General features: G+C 66.5%; 18 protein-coding genes. 6 read left to right on the top strand and 12 right to left on the bottom strand.

Annotation, left to right across the window (positions count from 1 at the left end):
• Positions 1-86: 86 nt before the first annotated feature.
• The 9 genes from pufA to FBT96_RS09780 all read right to left on the bottom strand — a co-directional run bounded on the left by pufA (position 87) and on the right by FBT96_RS09780 (position 7983).
• The gene (gene pufA, locus FBT96_RS09820; protein WP_013066436.1) at positions 87-263 is read right to left on the bottom strand and encodes a light-harvesting antenna LH1, alpha subunit; all 177 of its coding nucleotides are present in this window, start codon (positions 261-263) and stop codon (positions 87-89) included.
• A 13-nt stretch (positions 264-276) separates the two neighbouring features.
• Positions 277-426 carry a light-harvesting antenna LH1, beta subunit gene (gene pufB, locus FBT96_RS09815; protein ID WP_013066435.1) on the bottom strand — a complete coding sequence of 50 codons (150 nt, stop codon included), beginning with the start codon at positions 424-426 and terminating at the stop codon, positions 277-279.
• Between the two features lie 157 nt (positions 427-583).
• Positions 584-808 (bottom strand): protein pufQ, encoded by a 225-nt coding sequence (locus FBT96_RS09810; protein WP_013066434.1) that lies wholly within the window; start codon positions 806-808, stop codon positions 584-586.
• A 1-nt stretch (position 809) separates the two neighbouring features.
• Positions 810-2282, bottom strand: a complete 1473-nt coding sequence (gene bchZ / locus FBT96_RS09805; protein WP_136906161.1) for a chlorophyllide a reductase subunit Z — start codon at positions 2280-2282, stop codon at positions 810-812.
• Positions 2282-3775: a chlorophyllide a reductase subunit Y gene (bchY, locus tag FBT96_RS09800; RefSeq protein ID WP_136906159.1), complete on the bottom strand. Its 1494-nt coding sequence runs from the start codon at positions 3773-3775 to the stop codon at positions 2282-2284. Before bchY ends, bchZ begins: the two co-directional genes overlap by 1 nt.
• Positions 3776-3820: 45 nt before the next feature.
• The gene (locus FBT96_RS09795) at positions 3821-4822 is read right to left on the bottom strand and encodes a chlorophyllide a reductase iron protein subunit X (RefSeq protein WP_055209566.1); all 1002 of its coding nucleotides are present in this window, start codon (positions 4820-4822) and stop codon (positions 3821-3823) included.
• On the bottom strand, positions 4822-5766 hold the full coding sequence (gene bchC / locus FBT96_RS09790; RefSeq protein ID WP_136906157.1) for a chlorophyll synthesis pathway protein BchC: 945 nt from the start codon (positions 5764-5766) through the stop codon (positions 4822-4824). The genes FBT96_RS09795 and bchC overlap by 1 nt, the downstream gene beginning before the upstream one ends.
• A 163-nt stretch (positions 5767-5929) precedes the next feature.
• Positions 5930-7111, bottom strand: a complete 1182-nt coding sequence (locus tag FBT96_RS09785) for a methyltransferase (RefSeq protein WP_136906155.1) — start codon at positions 7109-7111, stop codon at positions 5930-5932.
• Positions 7112-7113: 2 nt separating this feature from the next.
• Positions 7114-7983, bottom strand: a complete 870-nt coding sequence (locus tag FBT96_RS09780) for a polyprenyl synthetase family protein (protein ID WP_136906153.1) — start codon at positions 7981-7983, stop codon at positions 7114-7116.
• 136 nt (positions 7984-8119) lie between these two features.
• Here FBT96_RS09780 and crtD point away from each other — a divergent pair, with 136 nt between their 5' ends.
• Positions 8120-9604, top strand: a complete 1485-nt coding sequence (crtD, locus tag FBT96_RS09775) for a 1-hydroxycarotenoid 3,4-desaturase CrtD (RefSeq protein ID WP_136906151.1) — start codon at positions 8120-8122, stop codon at positions 9602-9604.
• A gap of 65 nt (positions 9605-9669) precedes the next feature.
• Positions 9670-10515 (top strand): carotenoid 1,2-hydratase, encoded by an 846-nt coding sequence (gene crtC / locus FBT96_RS09770; protein WP_136906149.1) that lies wholly within the window; start codon positions 9670-9672, stop codon positions 10513-10515.
• A gap of 60 nt (positions 10516-10575) precedes the next feature.
• On the opposite strand, the gene tspO is transcribed toward crtC, so the two are convergent.
• From tspO to FBT96_RS09755, 3 genes are all read right to left on the bottom strand, one after another.
• The gene (gene tspO / locus FBT96_RS09765) at positions 10576-11058 is read right to left on the bottom strand and encodes a tryptophan-rich sensory protein TspO (RefSeq protein ID WP_136906146.1); all 483 of its coding nucleotides are present in this window, start codon (positions 11056-11058) and stop codon (positions 10576-10578) included.
• A 76-nt stretch (positions 11059-11134) separates the two neighbouring features.
• On the bottom strand, positions 11135-12154 hold the full coding sequence (gene crtB, locus FBT96_RS09760) for a 15-cis-phytoene synthase (protein WP_136906144.1): 1020 nt from the start codon (positions 12152-12154) through the stop codon (positions 11135-11137).
• Positions 12151-13740 (bottom strand): phytoene desaturase, encoded by a 1590-nt coding sequence (locus FBT96_RS09755; protein WP_136906142.1) that lies wholly within the window; start codon positions 13738-13740, stop codon positions 12151-12153. The genes crtB and FBT96_RS09755 overlap by 4 nt, the downstream gene beginning before the upstream one ends.
• A gap of 157 nt (positions 13741-13897) precedes the next feature.
• Here FBT96_RS09755 and crtA point away from each other — a divergent pair, with 157 nt between their 5' ends.
• Genes crtA through bchO form a run of 4 tightly spaced genes read left to right on the top strand, consistent with a single transcriptional unit; the run spans position 13898 to position 18234 of the window.
• The gene (crtA, locus tag FBT96_RS09750; protein ID WP_136906140.1) at positions 13898-14623 is read left to right on the top strand and encodes a spheroidene monooxygenase; all 726 of its coding nucleotides are present in this window, start codon (positions 13898-13900) and stop codon (positions 14621-14623) included.
• Complete coding sequence (gene bchI / locus FBT96_RS09745; RefSeq protein WP_136906138.1) at positions 14620-15672, top strand: magnesium chelatase ATPase subunit I; 1053 nt, start codon at positions 14620-14622, stop codon at positions 15670-15672. The genes crtA and bchI overlap by 4 nt, the downstream gene beginning before the upstream one ends.
• Before the next feature lies 1 nt (position 15673).
• Complete coding sequence (locus FBT96_RS09740) at positions 15674-17365, top strand: magnesium chelatase subunit D (protein WP_136906136.1); 1692 nt, start codon at positions 15674-15676, stop codon at positions 17363-17365.
• A gap of 2 nt (positions 17366-17367) precedes the next feature.
• The gene (gene bchO / locus FBT96_RS09735; RefSeq protein ID WP_136906134.1) at positions 17368-18234 is read left to right on the top strand and encodes an alpha/beta fold hydrolase BchO; all 867 of its coding nucleotides are present in this window, start codon (positions 17368-17370) and stop codon (positions 18232-18234) included.
• Positions 18235-18337 lie beyond the last annotated feature (103 nt).

Genomic DNA, 18337 nt, shown 5'->3' with positions numbered 1-18337 from the left:
CCTCAGATCGTGCCGATGGGTTGCGTCTTGCGGTTTGGTCGCGGGCGGGGCGAGACTCTCGCCCCGCCCGCAACGCTCAGTAACGCTTACTGGGCAGCAGCCACGTAGCCATGCTTGGCGGTGGCAACGGTCAGCCAGTTGAAAGCGGGGGTCGAGAGCAGGATCAGGTGGATCAGCACCGCGAGCAGGAACAGGAACACGCCCTGAGCCACGAACACGCGACGGGGGTCGAAAACGAGCCAGATTTTGTAGAACTTGGACATTTTCAGTTTCTCCTCAGAACCACGGACGCCAGATCATGACCGCCAGATGGGCGAGCACCGCGACGGCGATGAACGCCGACAGCCCGCTCATGTAGACGGCATGCAGTTCTTGCGCTTGCTCGTCGGTAAGACCTGTGAAGCTCAGGTCGTTCTTATCAGCCATAACAACCTCCGGATTGGCAGACTGACGCCGCATTCCCTGCGGCTGGGCAAACGAAATGGCACCTGCCATCCCGCATTTCCACCACGAGGGGCTCATCCCGCCCGTGGAGAACTTCGACCGGCGGGGCTATGGCCCCCGCCGGAATTCCGTATCCGGCTCAGGGCCGGAAAATCTCGGGCGTGATCTCGCCCGCCTCGCGCCAGGCGCGGGCGAAGGGCCCGCACTCGGGGATGCGGCGTTCCCGCACCAGGGCCATGACCCAGCCGACCAGCGCGAAGGGCACCGCGACGATCAGGATCAGCGAAAAGTAAAGCGCGAACTCGGGACGCGGCACACGGTCGACATGTTGGACCCCATGAGCGCGAAGACGCTGGCTTTGCATTTCAGTTCCCCCCCTTCCGATCCATGGTCGCGTCGCCCAGGGCTTCGACCATTTCAAGAACCACTCTCTCTGCCCCCTGATCGAGGGCTGCCTTCTCGGCCGCGTCACGCAGCGACTTGGCCGCCGAAATCCTTGTCAGGATCGGATGCTGCGACACGATCCGATCCAGAGCCGCCTGCGCATCCGCATCCCAGGGCATGTCACGACGCAAGGTTGCCGGTGTTGCCGCGGCGCTGTCCATTTCGGAAGCGAGCGGCAGGATATTGAACAGCGCGTCGAACAATCCGTTACAGATTTCTTGCAGCAGGTAGACGCTACCCATGTAACCCATGAAGGGGGTGCCCGTCGCGCGGCGGATCGCCGCGCCGGGGAACGAGGCGGGCACGAACGAGGCCGCAGGGCCGTGACCGCCCTTGGTTTCGGCCAGATAAATCTTCTCGTTGATCGATCCGAACACCACCAGAGGGCGAGTTTGGCGGATCAAACCGCGAACTTCGTCGCTTTTCGTCTTCTCTCCGGCCTTTCGGGCCACCGCAAAGGCGCAGGGCAGGCCCAGATCGCCCTCGAGATAGGCTTTTATGCCGCGGGCATAGGTCTCGGTGGCGACGATTCCGAAGCTGGCCGTCGCGAAGAAGTCTTGCGTGACAGATCGCCACAGATCCCACAAGGGCTTCAAAGTTGCATGTTTTTCGCGCTCGATGAAGGGCTCGGGGTCAAGACCCAGCAGCTCGCCAAGGCGGCGCAGGAACTTCGTCGTGCTCTCAAGCCCGATCGGCGCCTGCAGATAGGGCTTGCCGAGAATCTCTGCCAGGTTCCGGCCGAATTCGCGGTACATGACCACGTTCACATCGGCATTCACCAGGTGGCGGACCTCGCTCAGGTGGGTGCCAAGGGGGAACACCATGTTCACCTCGGCCCCGATTCCCTCAACCAGACGGCGAATCTCGTGCAGGTCCGAGGCCATGTTGAAGGCGCCATACATCGGCCCCAGGATGTTGACCCGCGGCTTCGCCCCTTCGGGCCGCAAACGCTCGCCCGGCATCCGGCCTTTGGTCATGCCGTATTCGGTGAAAAGCCAGGTCATCGCGCGGTCGGCGCATTGCCACTGGTCCTCGTCGATGGTGCGGGCAAGGAAGCGTTGCAGGTTCGTGCCCTGCGGCGTCACGCCGCCGCCGATCATCTCGGCAATCGAGCCGGTGACGACGACCGAGGGCAGAAGCGGATCGAGCGTCTTCCACGCCCGGCTCATCGCGCCCTCGGTGCCCTCGCGGCCCAGCTCGGCCTCGCCCAGCCCGGTGACGACGATCGGCAATTCATGCGGCGGCAGCCCGTCGGTGTAGTGCAGGACCGAGGTCACCGGCAGGTTTTCGCAGCCCACCGGACCGTCGATGACCACCTGCAGCCCCTTGACGGCGCAAAAGGTGTAAACCGCGCCCCAATAGCCCCCTGCCCTGTCGTGATCGAGGAGAAACATCAGATCATCTCCTCGGCTTTGGCCAGTTTCGCGGCTTTTTCCATCTTCTTGCGCTGTTGTTCGCGGAAGTCGGGGTAAAGCTTCGGCGTCTCCTGCCAGATCCCGGCGGTGTCGCCCTCGCCCACGCCCTCGAAAAAGGCTTTCATCTTGCCCATGCGCTCGCGGTTGCCCATCGCCGCATTCATCACCTGCGCCAGCGATCCGGCGCCCGCAGGCCCCATCAGCGGCCGGGCCGAGATCAGGTTGGTGAAGTAAAGCGCGGGAATGCCCAAGGCTTTCGCCTTTTGCACCAAGGGCGTCGTGCCGATCGCCAGATCGGGTTCAAACCCTTCCATCGCGGCGCAATCGTCTTCCAGGCTGGCGCGGTATTTCACCACCACGCCGCGCTCCTCGAGCCACTCCTTGTCCCAGGCGCTCCAGGGCGTGCGGGGGGCGGCGGTGCCGACATAGGGCACCTCGGCGCCGGATTCGATCAGCAAGCGGGCCACCAGCAGCTCCGAGCCCTCATAGCCCGAGACGGTGATCCGCCCCTTGATCGGCGCCCCGGCAATCGCGCCCTTGATCGCGGGACCAAAGGCATTCTGCGCGGCGGCGATCTTGTCAGCCGAAACGTCATAGGCGCGGCCGATATTGGCCAGCCATTCCATCGTGCCGTCATGGCCGACCGGGGCCGAGCCGACGATGGCGCGGCCTGCGGTTTCGAACTGCCGGATCGCGGCGGTGTAGAACGGATGGATGGCGGCGATCACCTTGCTGTCGAGCGCGGCGTAAAGCTCGCGCCAGTCGCGCATCGGCACGGTCGGACCGACCGCCAGCCCCATCGGCGCCAGCATCGCCCCGATCACCATCGGATCGGCCGGGAACATCTCGCCCAGCAGCGTCACCGTCGGACGGTCGGACCGGCCCGAGATCGGCGCAGGCACCGGCCCCGCCATGACCTCTTGCCGGGCATAGTTCAGCATCGCGCCCGAAAGCACGTCTTTCGCCTCGGCATGGGTCGGCACGCCGAAGCCCGGAACATCGATGCCGACGACGCGGACACCGTTGATTTCGTTCGGCAAAAGCTGCAGCGGCACGCCAGACGCGGTGGGCACGCAGAGGTTGATCACGACGATGGCGTCATAGCGCGCGGGGTCGGCCAGATCATGCACCGCGGCGCGGACGTCTTCGAACAGCTTGCCCGTCACCAGCGTTTCGCTGTCGAAGGGCACATAGCCCACCGAGCGGCGCGCGCCGTAGAAATGCGAGATGAACGAGAGCCCATAGACGCAGCAGGCCGAGCCACACAGCACCGTGGCCACCCGGCGCATCCGCAGCCCGACGCGCAGCGCGCCAAAGGCCGGACACATGGTTTGCGGCTTGTCATGCGGACCGACCGGATAATCGGCCTTGAAACGCGCCATCAGCTCGGCATTGCCCGCGGCGGCGGCCTGCGCGGCCAGACGTTCGTTGCCCGCGCCACAGCCGCCTTCGGCTTGAGGAAGATCGGTCATGCCCGGCCCTCCACGCAAGCGGCCCGGACTTCAGCGGCAGTGCGGTCAGACATCGTCGTAGATCACTTCCAGAGATTTCTTCGGCGCGGCATTCGAGCCCCGCAGGTCTTCGTCGGTCGCGGGGACCAGCTCGACGACGCGGGTTTCCTCGTCGGTCTCGAACAGGCCCAGCAACGCATCGGGCGAGAGCGGGCGCGGCCGCAAGGGCGGCGCATCGGCGACATTGCCCGCCAGTTCCTCGAACAGCTTGCCCCAGGGCGTCGCATGGGTGCCGACGATCTGATAGGCGGCCGATTTGCGGCGCAGCTCTTCATCGGCCGGGATCGCGGCCAGGATCGGAATGCCGACTTCGCGGGCGAAAGCTTGCGCCTCGCCGGTGCCGTCATCCTTGTTGATCACGATCCCCGCCACGCCGACATTGCCGCCGAGCTTGCGGAAATATTCGACCGCGTTGCAGACGTTGTTTGCCACGTAAAGCGACTGCAGGTCGTTCGAGCCGATCACGATCACCTTTTGCGCCATGTCGCGGGCGATCGGCAGGCCGAAGCCGCCGCAGACCACGTCGCCCAGGAAATCAAGCAGGACGAAGTCGAAATCCCAGTCGTGGAAGCCAAGCTTTTCCAGAAGCTCGAAGCCGTGGATGATGCCGCGCCCGCCGCAGCCGCGACCGACTTCCGGCCCGCCCAGCTCCATCGCGAAGACGCCGCCCGACTTGAAGCAGACGTCGCCGACTTTCACTTCCTCGCCCGCGAGCTTTTTCTTCGTCGCGGTCTCGATGATCGTCGGGCAGTTCTTGCCGCCAAACAAAAGCGAGGTGGTGTCCGATTTCGGATCACAGCCGATCAGCAGCACGCGCTTGCCCATTTCGGCCATCATGTGGGACAGGTTGGCCAGGGTGAAGGACTTGCCCGAACCGCCCTTGCCGTAGATCGCGATGATCTGCGTCTTCTTGGTCGGCGGCTGCTCGGGGATTTCGAGCGTGGGCTCTTCTGCGGCTTCTTCCCGCAGACGGGCGTCAAATCCCTTCAGGTTGGGTGCGTCAGTCATTATTTTGCATCTTTCCAGTCAAGGATCATCTTCAGGCAGTCGGGGTTTTCGAAAGCGGTCTGATAGGCCTCGGCCGCTTCCGCCGCGGGGCGACGGTGGGTGATGAGACCATCGAGCGAGAGCGCCCCGCTTTCGATCAGCGCGCGCGTCGCGGAGAGATCCGCAGGCTGCCATTCGGCGGCGATGCGCAGGCGCATTTCCTTCATGAAGGCGGGAACGAAGGCGAAGCTGACCGGCACCGTATAGAAGCCGCACAGCACCAGTTCCCCGCCCTTGCCCAGACGCCCGACGAGCTGGTCGATCAGACCGGGCGCGCCCGAGGCGTCATAGATGGCCTTGTAGTCGCGCCGGGGATCGGCCTCGGGGTCCAGAACCTCGTAGCCGACCGCGCCCGAGCGACGGGCAGGATTGGTTTCCCAGACCATCGGCGGCTTGCCCCCGGCGGCGATGGTCAGACGGGCCAGAAGGCGCCCGAGGGTGCCATGGCCCACGATCAGATCGGGCAGCGCATTGTCGAAACCGGCCAGCGCATGCCGCGCCGTCGCGGCAAGGGCCAGCAGCGCCCCCTCGGCGCCGATCCCGGCATCGAGGCGGCAGACCCGCGACGCGGCCGTGACAAGGCGCTTCGACGCCCCGCCGAACAGCCCGCGCACGCCGCCGGTAAAGCAGTTTGCGCCGGGAACGAAGACGTGATCGCCCGGTCGGAAGCCGGTGTCGGGGGCGGCTTGAACGACCTCTCCGAAGCTTTCGTAGCCGGGAACAAGCGGGTATCCCATGCCCGGGAAGGGTGGCATGGTGCCGAGCCAGAACAATTTCTCGGTGCCAGTCGAAATGCCGGAATAGGCGATGTCTACGACGAGATCCCCCGGCCCGGGGTCGGTCAGACCGGCGATGCCCGTCGAGATGGCCTTGGGCCCGGACATTATGACGACTTGCGTTTCCATTTCTTGCTCCCGGTATGATCGGGCCGGAGAGTCGGGCTGATCACGCCTGTGTGTATCATTGAACTTACACGCCCGACTGTCAATTTGATTAGACACTTTTGCGACAGACGGATGTGCGACTTTCTGCCCCTCGAACACGGGAAGGGGCGCGAACGCGGCCCGTTCAGCCGCGTTCCGCCTCGATCACCGAGGTGATGAAGGGGCGCAGGGTCCGCGGTTTCGAAACCTTCGAGAACCCAGCCTTTTCAAGCATTTGCTTGATCTCTTCGGGGGATCTTGTGCGCCCCGAACTCATCGCCATCGTGTAGAAGGCGAAGTAGATATCGCAGGCGCGATCGGGTTTTGCGCCCCCCGCCATCGCTTCCGAGACGATCAGACGGCCGCCCGGCGGCAGCGCGGCATGCACCTTGGCCAGAAGCGGTTCGACGACGCTGTCAGGATGGTCATACAGAACGCGCACCAAGGTGATGACATCGGCGCCCTGCGGGATCGGATCGTCGCGGAAACTGCCCGGCGCGAAGTCAAGCTTCGGGCTGAAGCGGTCCGCCACCGACAGCACATGCGGCAGGTCGAACAGCGTCAAGGGCAGCTCGGGGTAATGCTTGGCGACCGAGCGCAGGAAGGCCCCGGTGCCGCCGCCCACATCCATCACCCGCTTGGCATCGCGCAGATCGACAAGCCGCAGCGTGTCATCGGCGACGACGCGCTGGCTGTCAGCCATCAGCTGCGAATAGCGCTCGGCCAGACCCGCGTCTTCCTGCGCCAAAGGCCCGAAGACATAGGGCCAGAAGCCCGCCAGCTCGGGTTCGATGTCGCCCTTCAGAAACGCCACCGGATCGGCCAGATCGCGGTACAGAACCGGGTGATGGCGCACCATCGCCTCGAGCCCCGGCACGGTGATGAAGGCGGCGCCGCGCGGCGCGAGTTGCCAGAGCCCGCGACGGAATTTCACCAGCTTCAGCGCGGCGGCGGCCTGCATCAGCACGGCGAGCCGGTCCTCGGGCAGGCCGGTGCGCTCGGCCAATTGCGGCAAGGGCCAGGACGCCCCGGCCAGAATGTGCAGCACCCGGAATTCGACGATCGCCAGCAGAACCTGGCTTTGCACGAAGCCCGAGACGATGTCGAACAACGCCTCGCCCTCGCGCCGGGTGACGCGCCGCATCAGCGGCACGCGCTCGAAGATCTCGTGCAGCCGCTGCGACAGCGCGATGCGGGTGAAGAAGTTGACCCGCCCCGGCTGCACCGGCAGAACCCCGGGCTGCCCCGGAACCTGCGGCTGCTTTCCCGTTCCCGTCGGCGCCGAGGTCCGGTCGTCCATCGCGCCCTTGTGGTCGTCCTTCGGCACGATCAGCCCCTCTCGGCGCTGGCCGGGATATCCATGATCTTGTGGGCATAAAGCTGCACCATCTGCGCCAGCGTCGCCTCACCGGGGCAAGACGGGATCGAGGCGATCGCCCCGGCCAGCACATCCTGCAGGTGCTTGCGGGCGCCCTCGATCCCCATCGTCTTGACCGCATTCGGGCGTTCGTTCGCGATATCCTGCCCGGCGGGCTTGCCCATCGCCTCGGCCGACATCAGCGCATCTTTCAGGTCATCGGCGATCTGGAAGGCGGAGCCGATCCGCATCCCCAGATCGAACCAGGGATCGGCGTCATAGCCCGCCGCGATCGCCCCCATCTGGGTCGCGGCAATGAACAGCGCCCCGGTCTTCGCCTGATGATAGGCGGCCAGATCGACCTTGGATTCGCTTTCCCAGGCCTGACCGGCGCAGATCCCGCCGCGCGCGCCCGAGAGCTGACCGAGTTTCGAGATCAGTTTCAGCGCCCGGTCCGGGTTCACAGGGCCGACATCGGCCAGAACCTCGAAGCCGCGGATCAGCAGGCTGTCGCCCGCCAGAACCGCCAGCGGCTCGTTATAGGCCTTGTGCAGCGAGGCCTTGCCGCGCCGGATGTCGGCATTGTCGAAAGCGGGCAGATCATCATGCACGAGGCTTGCGCAGTGCATCAGCTCCAGCGCCACGGCCGCGGCATCGGTGATGGCCGGGCAATCGTCGCCACAGGCCAGCGCGACCGACACAAGGATCGTCGGCCGGATCCGCGCGCCGCCGGGAAACACCCCGTAAGGCAGCGCAGAGGCAAGCAACGGCGGAGATTCGCCCAAAGCTTCGGGCGACAGCGCCTTGACCAGCGCCGACTCGATACGTTTATCCAGAGACATGACAGAGCCCTCCGCTGCGTCACGACGCACATTGGCATTCGCACCTACCTGTGTAAACTGAAACTTACACCCAAGAATATGGGACAAAATTGCACTCCCCGAGGGGTGCGGACGGCGGTGCGTGCGGGAGCGAGCGATGCGGAGTGAAACGGACGTCGTGGTGATCGGCGCCGGAATGGGGGGCCTTGCGGCCGCCATCGGTGCGGCGGCGGCGGGCCTGCGGGTCACGGTTGTTGAGGCGGGCGATGCTCCGGGTGGCAAGGCAAGGGCGGTTGCAACCCCCGGCGGGCCTGCGGATACGGGGCCCACGGTCTTGACGATGCGGCACGTTCTGGACGCGCTTTTCGCCGCCTGCGGCACCCGCACCGACGAACATCTGACGCTGATCCCCCTGCCCCGACTCGCCCGGCATTTCTGGCCCGACGGCGCCTCGCTCGACCTGTTCACCGACACCGAGGCCAATATCGAGGCGATCCGCGCCTTTGCGGGCGACAAGGAGGCTGCGGCATTCCGCCGCTTCGACCACCTCTCGGCGGGGCTCTGGGACGCCTTCCACCGCTCGGTGATCGCGGCGCCGAAGCCGGATCTGCTGCGAATCGCCGCCGCGACGGCGACGCATCCGCCGCTTTGGCCCGCGCTGCGGCCCGGGCTGACGATGCGCGATCTGCTGGCGCATCACTTCAAGGATCCGCGGCTGGCGCAGCTGTTCGGCCGCTACGCCACCTATGTCGGCGGCCGTCCGGGGGCGACGCCCGCGGTGCTCTCGCTGATCTGGCAGGCCGAGGTTCAGGGCGTCTGGGCGATCCGCGAGGGGATGCATGGCGTCGCCGCCGCGCTGGCCCGGGTGGCCGAGGCGAAGGGCGTGCGCTTTCACTACGGCGCCAAGGCCAAGCGCATCGTGCGCAAGGAAGGCCGGGTGACCGCGGTCGAGATCGAGACCGGCGCCTCGATCCCCTGCGGCGCCTGCATCTTCAACGGCGATCCGGGCGCGCTGCGCGACGGGCTTCTGGGCGATGCCGCCCGCGCCTCGATGGAAAAGACCGCCCGCCCCGCGCCCAGTCTTTCGGCCTGGGTCTGGGCCTTCGGCGCGACGCCGCGGGGTGTCGATCTGGCGCATCACAACGTCTTTTTCACCGCCGATCCGGAGCTGGAATTCGGGCCGATCGGCGCGGGCGAGATGCCCGAGGAGCCCACGCTCTATATCTGTGCACAGGACCGCGAGATGCAGGCCCCGGTGCCCGAGATCGAACGTTTCGAGATCATCATGAACGGCCCCGCAGGCCATCAACCCTTTCCTCAGGAGGAGGCACAATGCAGGGCACGCACCTTCCCGATGCTCGCCGCGATGGGACTGACCTTCAGCCCGGATCCGGAAACCCGGGCGCTGACGACACCGGCGCTTCTGTCGCGGCGGTTCCCGGGCTCGCTGGGGGCGATCTACGGCGGCTCGCCGGAGGGGACGCTGGCGACGTTCCGGCGGCCTCTGGCGCGGACGGGGCTCAAGGGGCTTTATCTGGCGGGTGGGGGAACGCACCCGGGTGCCGGGGTGCCCATGGCGCTGACTTCCGGGACGCATGCAGCACGGGCCTTGCTGGCGGACCGGATTTCCGCCGCGAAGTAGGGCCGAACGGCTACGCCTGGTGGTATTGCGACGGCATCTCCGACGACGGCGAAAAGGCGTTTTCGATGATCGCCTTCATCGGCTCGGTCTTCAGCCCGTGGTATCGCTGGTCGGGCCGACGCGAGCCGCAAAATCACTGCTGCATCAACATGGTGACGACCGGCACCGACGGGCGTTTCACGATGACCGACCGCGGGCGGTCTGCGCTGCGGCAGTCGCGCGACAGCTTTCAGGTCGGACCCTCGAAGCTGACCTGGACCGGCAAGGAGCTGGTGATCGACGTCGATGAATGGGGCGCGCTGCCGAAGCTGGGCAAGCTCAAGGGCCGGGTCGTGCTGACGCCGCGCGCGGTGACGGGGGTCGAGGTGCGGCTGACCCCCGATGCGGGCCACACCTGGCGGCCCTTTGCCCCCATCGCCGATGTCGAGGTCGATCTGGCGCCGGGGCACAAATGGACCGGGCATGGCTATTTCGACGCGAATTTCGGCACCCGCGCACTCGAGGAGGATTTCTCGTTCTGGACCTGGGGGCGGTTCCCGCTCAAGGATCGGACAGTCTGTTTCTATGATGCGACGCGGCTCGACCGGACCAAGGTCGCCCTGGCGGTGCAGATCAACCCGGATGGCTCGGTCTGCGAGATCGACACCCCGCCGCCCTTGGTGAAGATGAAGCGCACGCCCTGGTTCGTGCGGCGCGAAACCCGCTGCGATCCGGGCGCGCATCCGGCGGGGGTCCATTCCCTGCTGGAGGCGCCGTTCTATTCCCGCGCGCTGATGCGCACGACGATCGACGGCGAAGAAACGGTGGGGATGCACGAGGCGCTGGATCTGGTGCGGTTCCGCCAGCCGGTGCTGAAGCCGATGCTGGCGGTGCGGGTGCCGCGCCGGGCCGGATGGACACACAGGGACTGACGAAAAGGCCCCGCCGGTGCTGCCGGCGGGGCCTTCAATCCTCGGGGTCGGGCCCGCCGGTCAGAGCGTGACCGGCTTTTCGCCCGGATTGAGCCGCCAGACGCTGAAGTTCAGCGCCCCGGCCACCGTCACCCAGATCACATAGGGCACGAACATCAGCCCCGAGACCCAATCGACGCTCCAGAACAGGACGCAGGTGGCAAAGACGCTCAGCCAGAGCAGCGTCAGCACCAGCATCCCCCCGCCCAGACGCCGCAGACCAAAGAAGATCGGCGTCCAAAGCGTGTTGACCGCGATCTGCACCGCCCAGAAGGCCAGCCCCAGCACGGCCAGTTCGTTTTCGCCAGCCAGCCCGGAAATACGGGCGGCCGAAATCGACATCAGGATGTAAAGCGTGGACCAGGCGACGGGAAACAGCCAATTCGGCGGCACCCAGGTCGGTTTCTTCAGGCTGTCATACCACGCGCCCGGGCTGAAGATCGCTCCGGTCGCGCCGGCGCAGGCGCAGGCGACGAAATAGACGGCAAACAGGGTCAGGCTCATGGTCGGCCTCCGGTTGTGGACACGCCCCGTTGTGGACCCGGGGCGCGCACACGTCCAGTGACTAACCGTCGCGGCCTCAGTCCATCGCCAGGCCGCGGTCGCGCGCTTTCAGCGCCATCAGCGCCGAAATCAGCACTTCCGAGCGCTCGGGATGCAGGTTGCGATGCGCGGCGGCATCGACCAGATGCGCCACCTCGGGCTCGGGCTTGGCATGAACCCGCGGCGAAAGCGGCAGCATCGACCCCGCCGTCGCCGACACTGCGGAATTCGCCACCAGCCAGAGCTTGTACCCCTTGGTCGTGTGGGCGCGCCGGGTGATGTTGTCGTATTTCGCCTTCGCCACCTCGGCGCCGATCGCGGCATAGATCTTGCCCGCGGCCATGATCCCCGGTCGGCAGTCGAAGGGCAAAAGCCGCACGCCGGTCGCCGCACGCCAGTAAAGCCTGTCGGCGCGGTTCAGCAACCGCTCAGTCACCCGGCGGATGCCCTTGCTGGGCTGCGGATCGGCCAGGAAGGCCTGCGGATCGATCCCCTCTTCGAGCATCCAGTCGGTCGGCAGGAACAGCCGCCCGGCGCGCGCATCTTCGCCGACATCGCGGGCAATGTTCGACATCTGCATCGCCAGACCCAGATCGCAGGCCCGCGCCAGCGCATCGGGGTTGCGCACCCGCATCAGCACGCACATCATCGCGCCGACGGCGGCCGCAACCCGCGCCGAATAGGCCTGCACGTCGGAGAGCGAGTGATACCACCGCCCCTCGGCATCCCAGGCCAGACCCTCCAGCAGCGCCTCGGGCAGTTCCCGCGGCATCTCGAATTCCTCGACCACCGCCGCAAAGGCGCGGTCGCACGGCGTATTGCGCGGACGACCGGCATAGATGTCCTCCAGCCGGTCGCCAAGTTTCAGAACCGCCGCAGCCTTGTCGCGCGGGGCGCCAACCTCGTCGACTTCGTCATCGGCGACGCGGCAAAAGGCGTAAAGCGCCAGCGCGGGGTCTCTCACCCGCGCCGGCAGAACTTTGGACGCCGCATGGAAGGAGTAGCTGCCGGTGCGGATCAGCTCCCGGCAGACCACCATATCCTCGGTCGAGATCATTGCGCCGCCTTGGCCCGGGGCGTCCGGGCCTTGGGCGCCGCAGCCGTTGCCGGAGCTTCCGCCGGGGTCTCGGGCTTGGGCGCATCCGGGATCATCTGCGCGACGAGTTCCCCCGAGCCGATCACCGAGGGCACACCGGCGCCCGGATGGGTGCCCGCGCCGACCAGATAAAGCCCGTCCACCTCTTCCGAGGCATTGTGCGGGCGGAACCAGGCCGATTGCAGGATCCGCGGTTCAAGCGAGAACCCGGCGCCGAGCGGCGAGAGATAGCGGTCGCGGAAGGTTTCCGGCGTGAAGACCACTTCCTCGGTGATCTTGTCGGCAACCCCCGGCAGCAGCCGTTCTTCGATCACTTTCAAGACCTTGGCCTTGTATTTCTCGGCCTCGACCGACCAGTCGACGCCATTGTCGAAGCCAAGGTTCGGCACCGGCGACAGGACGTAGAAGGTGTCGTCGCCCTTCGGCGCCGCGGTCGGATCGGTGACCGAGGGACGGTGGACATAAAGGCTCATGTCCTCGGCCAGCTCGCCCTTGATGAAGATGTCCTGCACATGTTCCTTGTAGCGCGGCCCGACGACGACGGTGTGGTGGCCCACATCCTTCCACATCTTGGCCGTGCCCTTGGTGCCGAAATACCAGACGAAAAGCCCCATCGACCAGCGTTTCTTGTCGAGCTTCTCGTCGGTCCAGCGCCAGCGGTCGCGGTTGCGCAAAAGCCGCTTGTAGGTGTGGCCCGCATCGGCGTTCGAGACGACAACCTGCGCCGGAAGCTCGCTGCCGTCCATCAGCCGGATGCCGGTGGCCTTGCCCTCGCGCGAGACCAGGATCTCGTCGACCTCGGTCGACATCCGCATCTCGCCGCCCTGATCGGTGATCACCTTCGCCATCGCATCGGCGATCGCCTGCACGCCGCCGATCGCGTAATGCACGCCGAATTTCTTCTCGAGCTGGCTGACGAGGATATACATCGACGTCACATGGAAGGGGTCGCCGCCGATGAAGAGCGGGTGGAACGACAGCGCGAAGCGCAGATGGTCGTCTTTCACCATCTTCTTGGCATGGCCGTAAACCGAACGGTCGGCGCGCAGCCAGCCGAAGGTCGGCAGGACCTTGATCAGATCCCACAGCGTCTGCATCGGCTTGCGGCCAAGATTTTCATAGCCGAATTCATAGCGGGCCTTCGCGTCCCACATGAAATGGCGGAAGCCCTCGACATCGCCGGGGCTGATCCGCGCCACCTCGGCCTTGACCTTCGCGTCATCGCCGTAAGCGGTGTATTTCTCGCCATCGGGGAAATCGATGGTGTAAAAGGGCTCCATCGGCACAAGGCTCACGTCCTTGTCGAAATCGCGCCCGCAATCGGCCCAAAGCTCGCGCAAGCGATCGGGCACCGTGACGATGGTCGGCCCGAGGTCGAATCGATATCCGCCCTTGGTGATCGAGGATCCACGCCCACCGGGCCGATCAAGACGATCGACGACCGTCACCTTGTAACCTTTTGCGCCCAGCCGCATCGCCGCAGCAAGACCGCCAAGGCCGGCACCGATAACAACGGCGCGACCCATACCTTCTGTGTTCTTGGACATGGTTTCTTCGGTAGTTTCAGGTTTCATTGCGGGGATGATAGGTCGTCAATTCCGATTTACAACTGTCGACGCTGTCTCGCGACAAAACGTCTGAGGCCTTCCATTACAAGGGTCCGACATGTAAATATCCCGTTACACATCATAGGGGAGGACGTAGATGCCTGTCGCCTCACTCAGCCTGTTCCGTTTTGACGGCACAAGCTCGCTGCCCTGGGTCATCAGCCAGATGATCCTGTCCCGCCGCCCCCTGAACGACGAGCCGCGGGTCAAGTTCTACAAATTGTGCGGATCCGGCACCGGCGAGGGCTTCACGCCGAAGCCGAACTGGCGCGTCTGGGCGATCATGGCGGCCTTCGACACCGAAGCCGACGCCCGCGACGTGACGGCGAACCATCCGGTCTGGAAACGCTGGCGCGCGCATGCCGCGGAAACGCTGGTGTTTCACCTGCAGCCGCTCTCGGCGCGGGGCACCTGGGGCGGGGTGAACGCGTTCCTGCCCGAAACGCCGACGGAACCGCGCCCGGACGAGCCCGTCGTCGCGCTGACCCGCGCTGCGATCAAGCCGCACAAGGCGGGGGCCTTCTGGTCGCATGTGCCGAAGATTTCCGAAAAGGTGGGCACCGATCAGAACCTGATGTTCAAGATCGGCATCGGGGAAATTCCGCTGTTCCATCAAGTGACTTTCTCGATCTGGCCGGATGTGGCAAAGATGAACGCCTTCGCCCGCGGCGACACGCCGCATGGCAAGGCGATCCGCGCTGCGCGTGAAGAAGGTTGGTTCACCGAAGAACTCTATGCCCGGTTCCGCCTGCTCGGAGCCGAGGGAAGCTGGATGGGCAAGGACCCGCTCGCCAGCAAAGTCTTGGAAAGGGAAACTGCATGACTACCGCCGTCGCTCGACTTCAACCCTCTGCTTCGGGCGCGAAGACGAGACCCGTATTTCCCTTTTCGGCCATCGTCGGTCAGGAAGACATGAAACTGGCGCTGCTGTTGACCGCGGTCGATCCCGGCATCGGCGGCGTTCTGGTCTTTGGCGACCGCGGCACCGGCAAATCGACCGCGGTGCGGGCGTTGGCGGCGCTTTTGCCCGAAATCGAGGCGGTCGAGGGCTGCCCGGTCTCCTCGCCTTCGGTCGAGATGATCCCGGACTGGGCCACCGTTCTGTCGACCAATGTGATCCGCAAGGCGACCCCGGTGGTCGATCTGCCGCTCGGGGTCTCGGAAGACCGCGTGGTCGGCGCGCTCGACATCGAACGCGCGATCTCGAAGGGGGAAAAGGCGTTTGAACCGGGCCTGCTCGCCCGGGCCAACCGCGGTTACCTTTACATCGACGAATGCAACCTTCTGGAAGATCACATCGTCGACCTGCTTCTGGACGTCGCGCAATCGGGCGAGAACGTGGTGGAACGCGACGGGCTCTCGATCCGTCACCCCGCCCGCTTCGTTCTGGTCGGCTCGGGCAACCCCGAAGAGGGCGACCTGCGGCCGCAGCTTCTGGACCGCTTCGGCCTTTCGGTCGAGGTTCTGTCGCCCCGCGACGTCGAGACCCGGGTCGAGGTGATCCGTCGCCGCGACACCTATGACGCGGATCCGAAAGCGTTTCTGGAAGAATGGCGGCCGAAGGACATGGACATCCGCGCCCAGATCCTCGAGGCGCGCGCGCGTCTGCCGCAGGTCGAGGCGCCGAACACCGCGCTTTATGATTGCGCCGCGCTGTGCATCGCGCTGGGATCGGACGGGCTGCGGGGCGAGTTGACGCTGCTGCGCTCGGCCCGGGCCTTGGCCGCGCTCGAAGGCGCGACGGCGGTCGGCCGCGATCACCTGAAGCGGGTGGCGACGATGGCGCTGTCGCACCGTCTGCGCCGCGATCCCCTTGATGAAGCTGGCTCGACGGCCCGCGTGGCCCGGACGGTCGAAGAAACGTTGCCGTAACATGGACCACGAACGCCTGAAGTCGGCCCTTGCGGTGCTGACGGTCGACCCCGCCGCGGTCGGCGGATTGTGGCTGCGCTCGCGCGCCGGTCCGATCCGGCTCGCCTTCACCGACACGCTGGCCAAGCTGCCCTTCCCGATGGCGCTGCGCCGTCTGCCGCCGAACGTGGATGATGGCGCGCTTTACGGCGGGCTTGACGTGGCCGAGACGCTGCATTCCGGCAAGCCCGTCCTGAAGGGCGGGCTGCTGGACCGGCCAAGCGTCTTCATCCTGCCGATGGCGGAACGCTGCACGGCGAAGCTGGGCGCGCGCTTGGCGCAGGCGCTGGATCTGCGCCAGCACGCGCTGATCGCGCTCGATGAGGCCGCCGAACCCGACGAGGCGCTGCCGCATGCGGTGGCCGACCGGCTCGGGCTGTTCGTCGATCTCTCCGAAGTGCGCGCGCTCGACGGGCCGGGGCTTTTGCCCGACACGGCGCAGATCGAACGCGCCCGCGCCCTGCTGCCGCAGGTCAAGATGCCCGCCGAACGGGTGGGCGAGATCGTTGAGGGCTGTCGGCAGCTGGGCATATCGAGCCTGCGCGCGCCGATGCTGGCACTGACCGCGGCGCGGATCCTGACCGCTCTGGCGGGCCGCACCACGGTCGAGGCCGAGGACGTGCTGCATGCCGCGGAACTGACGCTGGCGCATCGGGCGCTGCCGCTGCAGGACGCGCCGCCGCCCCCTCCCCCGCCGCCGCCGCCGGAACCGCCGGAGCAGAACGAGGGCGAAAACCAGCAGGACGAGCAGGATCAGATCGACCCGCTTGACGGCATCCCGCCCGAGATCGTGGTCGAGGCCGTTCGCGCGATGCTGCCCGACAACATCTTGCAAACGCTGAACATGGGCAGCCGGTTGCGGGCTGCATCGGGCGGTCAGGGCGCCGGGCAAGAGCAGATCGGCAACCGCCGCGGCCGCCCCCTGCCCGCGCGCAAGGGCAAGCTGGAAGACGATGCCAAGATCGATCTGGTAGCGACGCTGCGCTCGGCCGCGCCCTGGCAGGGTCTGCGGCGGCGTCAGGCGCCCGCGGGCACGGAACGGGTGCTGCTGGTCGAATCGTCCGACATCCACATCAAGCGGCGCAAGGAAATGTCCGACCGCGTGCTGATCTTTGCCGTCGATGCCTCGGGCTCGGCGGCGGTGGCGCGGCTGTCCGAAGCCAAGGGCGCGGTGGAACTTCTGCTGGGGCGGGCCTATGCGGCGCGGGACCACGTGTCGCTGATCACCTTCCGCGGCACGGCGGCACAGGTGCTGCTGCAGCCCTCGCGTTCGCTGACGCAGACGAAGCGGCAGCTGCAGGGCCTGCCGGGGGGCGGTGGCACGCCGCTGGCCAGCGGGCTGGAAATGGCGATGGTGACGGCGAAACAGGCGCGGTCACGCGGCATGACGCCGACAATCGCGGTGCTGACCGACGGGCGCGGCAACATTGCGCTCGACGGCACCGCGAACCGCGAATTGGCGGGGGAACAGGCGACCAAGGTCGCCCGCGCGATCCGCGCCTGCGGCATGCCCGCGGTAATCATCGACACGGCGATGCGGCCCAATCCGGCGCTGGTCGATCTTGCCCGCACCATGGACGCCCACTACATTGCCTTGCCAAGGGCCACGGCCCACAAGATGGCCGACGTTCTGGGAGCGGCTCTGGAGGCGTAGACATGGACCCACGCGCGCTGCCGGCAAACTGGCCCTATCGGTCGGCGGCGGCGCGGCACCGGGTCGGGCCCATCGACTGGTGGGTGATCGACACCGGCCCCCCCGATCTTGCGACGGATGGGCCGGTGTTGCTTTTGTTGCATGGGCTTGGCGCCTCGGGACACAGTTTCCGTCGGATGATCCCGGGGCTGGCCAAGCGGTATCGGGTGATCGTGCCCGATTTGCCGGGACATGGCTGCTCGCGCTCGACCGCGCGCCACCGCTTTGGCCTGAAACCGATGGCCGAGGATGTCTGGAAGCTCTGCCAGCATATGGGCGTCATGCCCGCGGCGGTGATCGGCCATTCCGCGGGCGGGGCGATCGCGCTGCAACTGGCGCTGGATACGCCGGTGCAGCGGGTGGTGGGGATCAACGCGGCGCTCGATCATTTCGAGGGCGTGGCGGGGGTGATCTTCCCGATGATGGCGCGGGGTCTGGCCGCCCTGCCCTTCATCGCGCCGCTGGTGACACGTTTCGTGGCGTCTCGGCAAAGAATCGGGCAGTTGCTCGACATGACGGGCAGCACGATCGATGCCGCGGGCAAGGCGTACTACACGCTTCTGATCCAGAACCCCGAGCATGTCGATGGCGGGCTGCGGATGATGGCGCAATGGGAGCTCGGGCCGCTCATCGGCGCCCTGCCCCGAATCGCCAAGCCGGTGTTCCTGATCGCGGGCAATGGCGACCGGGCCGTTCCCGCCCATGTCTCGGCCGATGCGGCGCGGTTCCTGCCGATGGCGACGCTCAAGCGGATCGACGGCGGGCATCTGATCCACGAGGTTGCCGCGGATGGACTCTCGGGGATGATTCTGGACTGGCTCGAGGGGTGAGATTTCGCCTCGGGCAGGCCCGAGGCGACCCGGGGGGGGGGGGGGGGGGGGGGGGGGGGGGGGGGGGGGGGGGGGGGGGGGGGGGGGGGGGGGGGGGGGGGGG

The sequence above is a fragment of the Rhodobacter capsulatus genome (genome assembly GCF_005144475.1).
Taxonomy (GTDB): domain Bacteria; phylum Pseudomonadota; class Alphaproteobacteria; order Rhodobacterales; family Rhodobacteraceae; genus Rhodobacter; species Rhodobacter capsulatus_C.
Note: the sequence above shows the minus strand (reverse complement) of the source record. Positions and strands in the feature narration are given on the sequence as shown.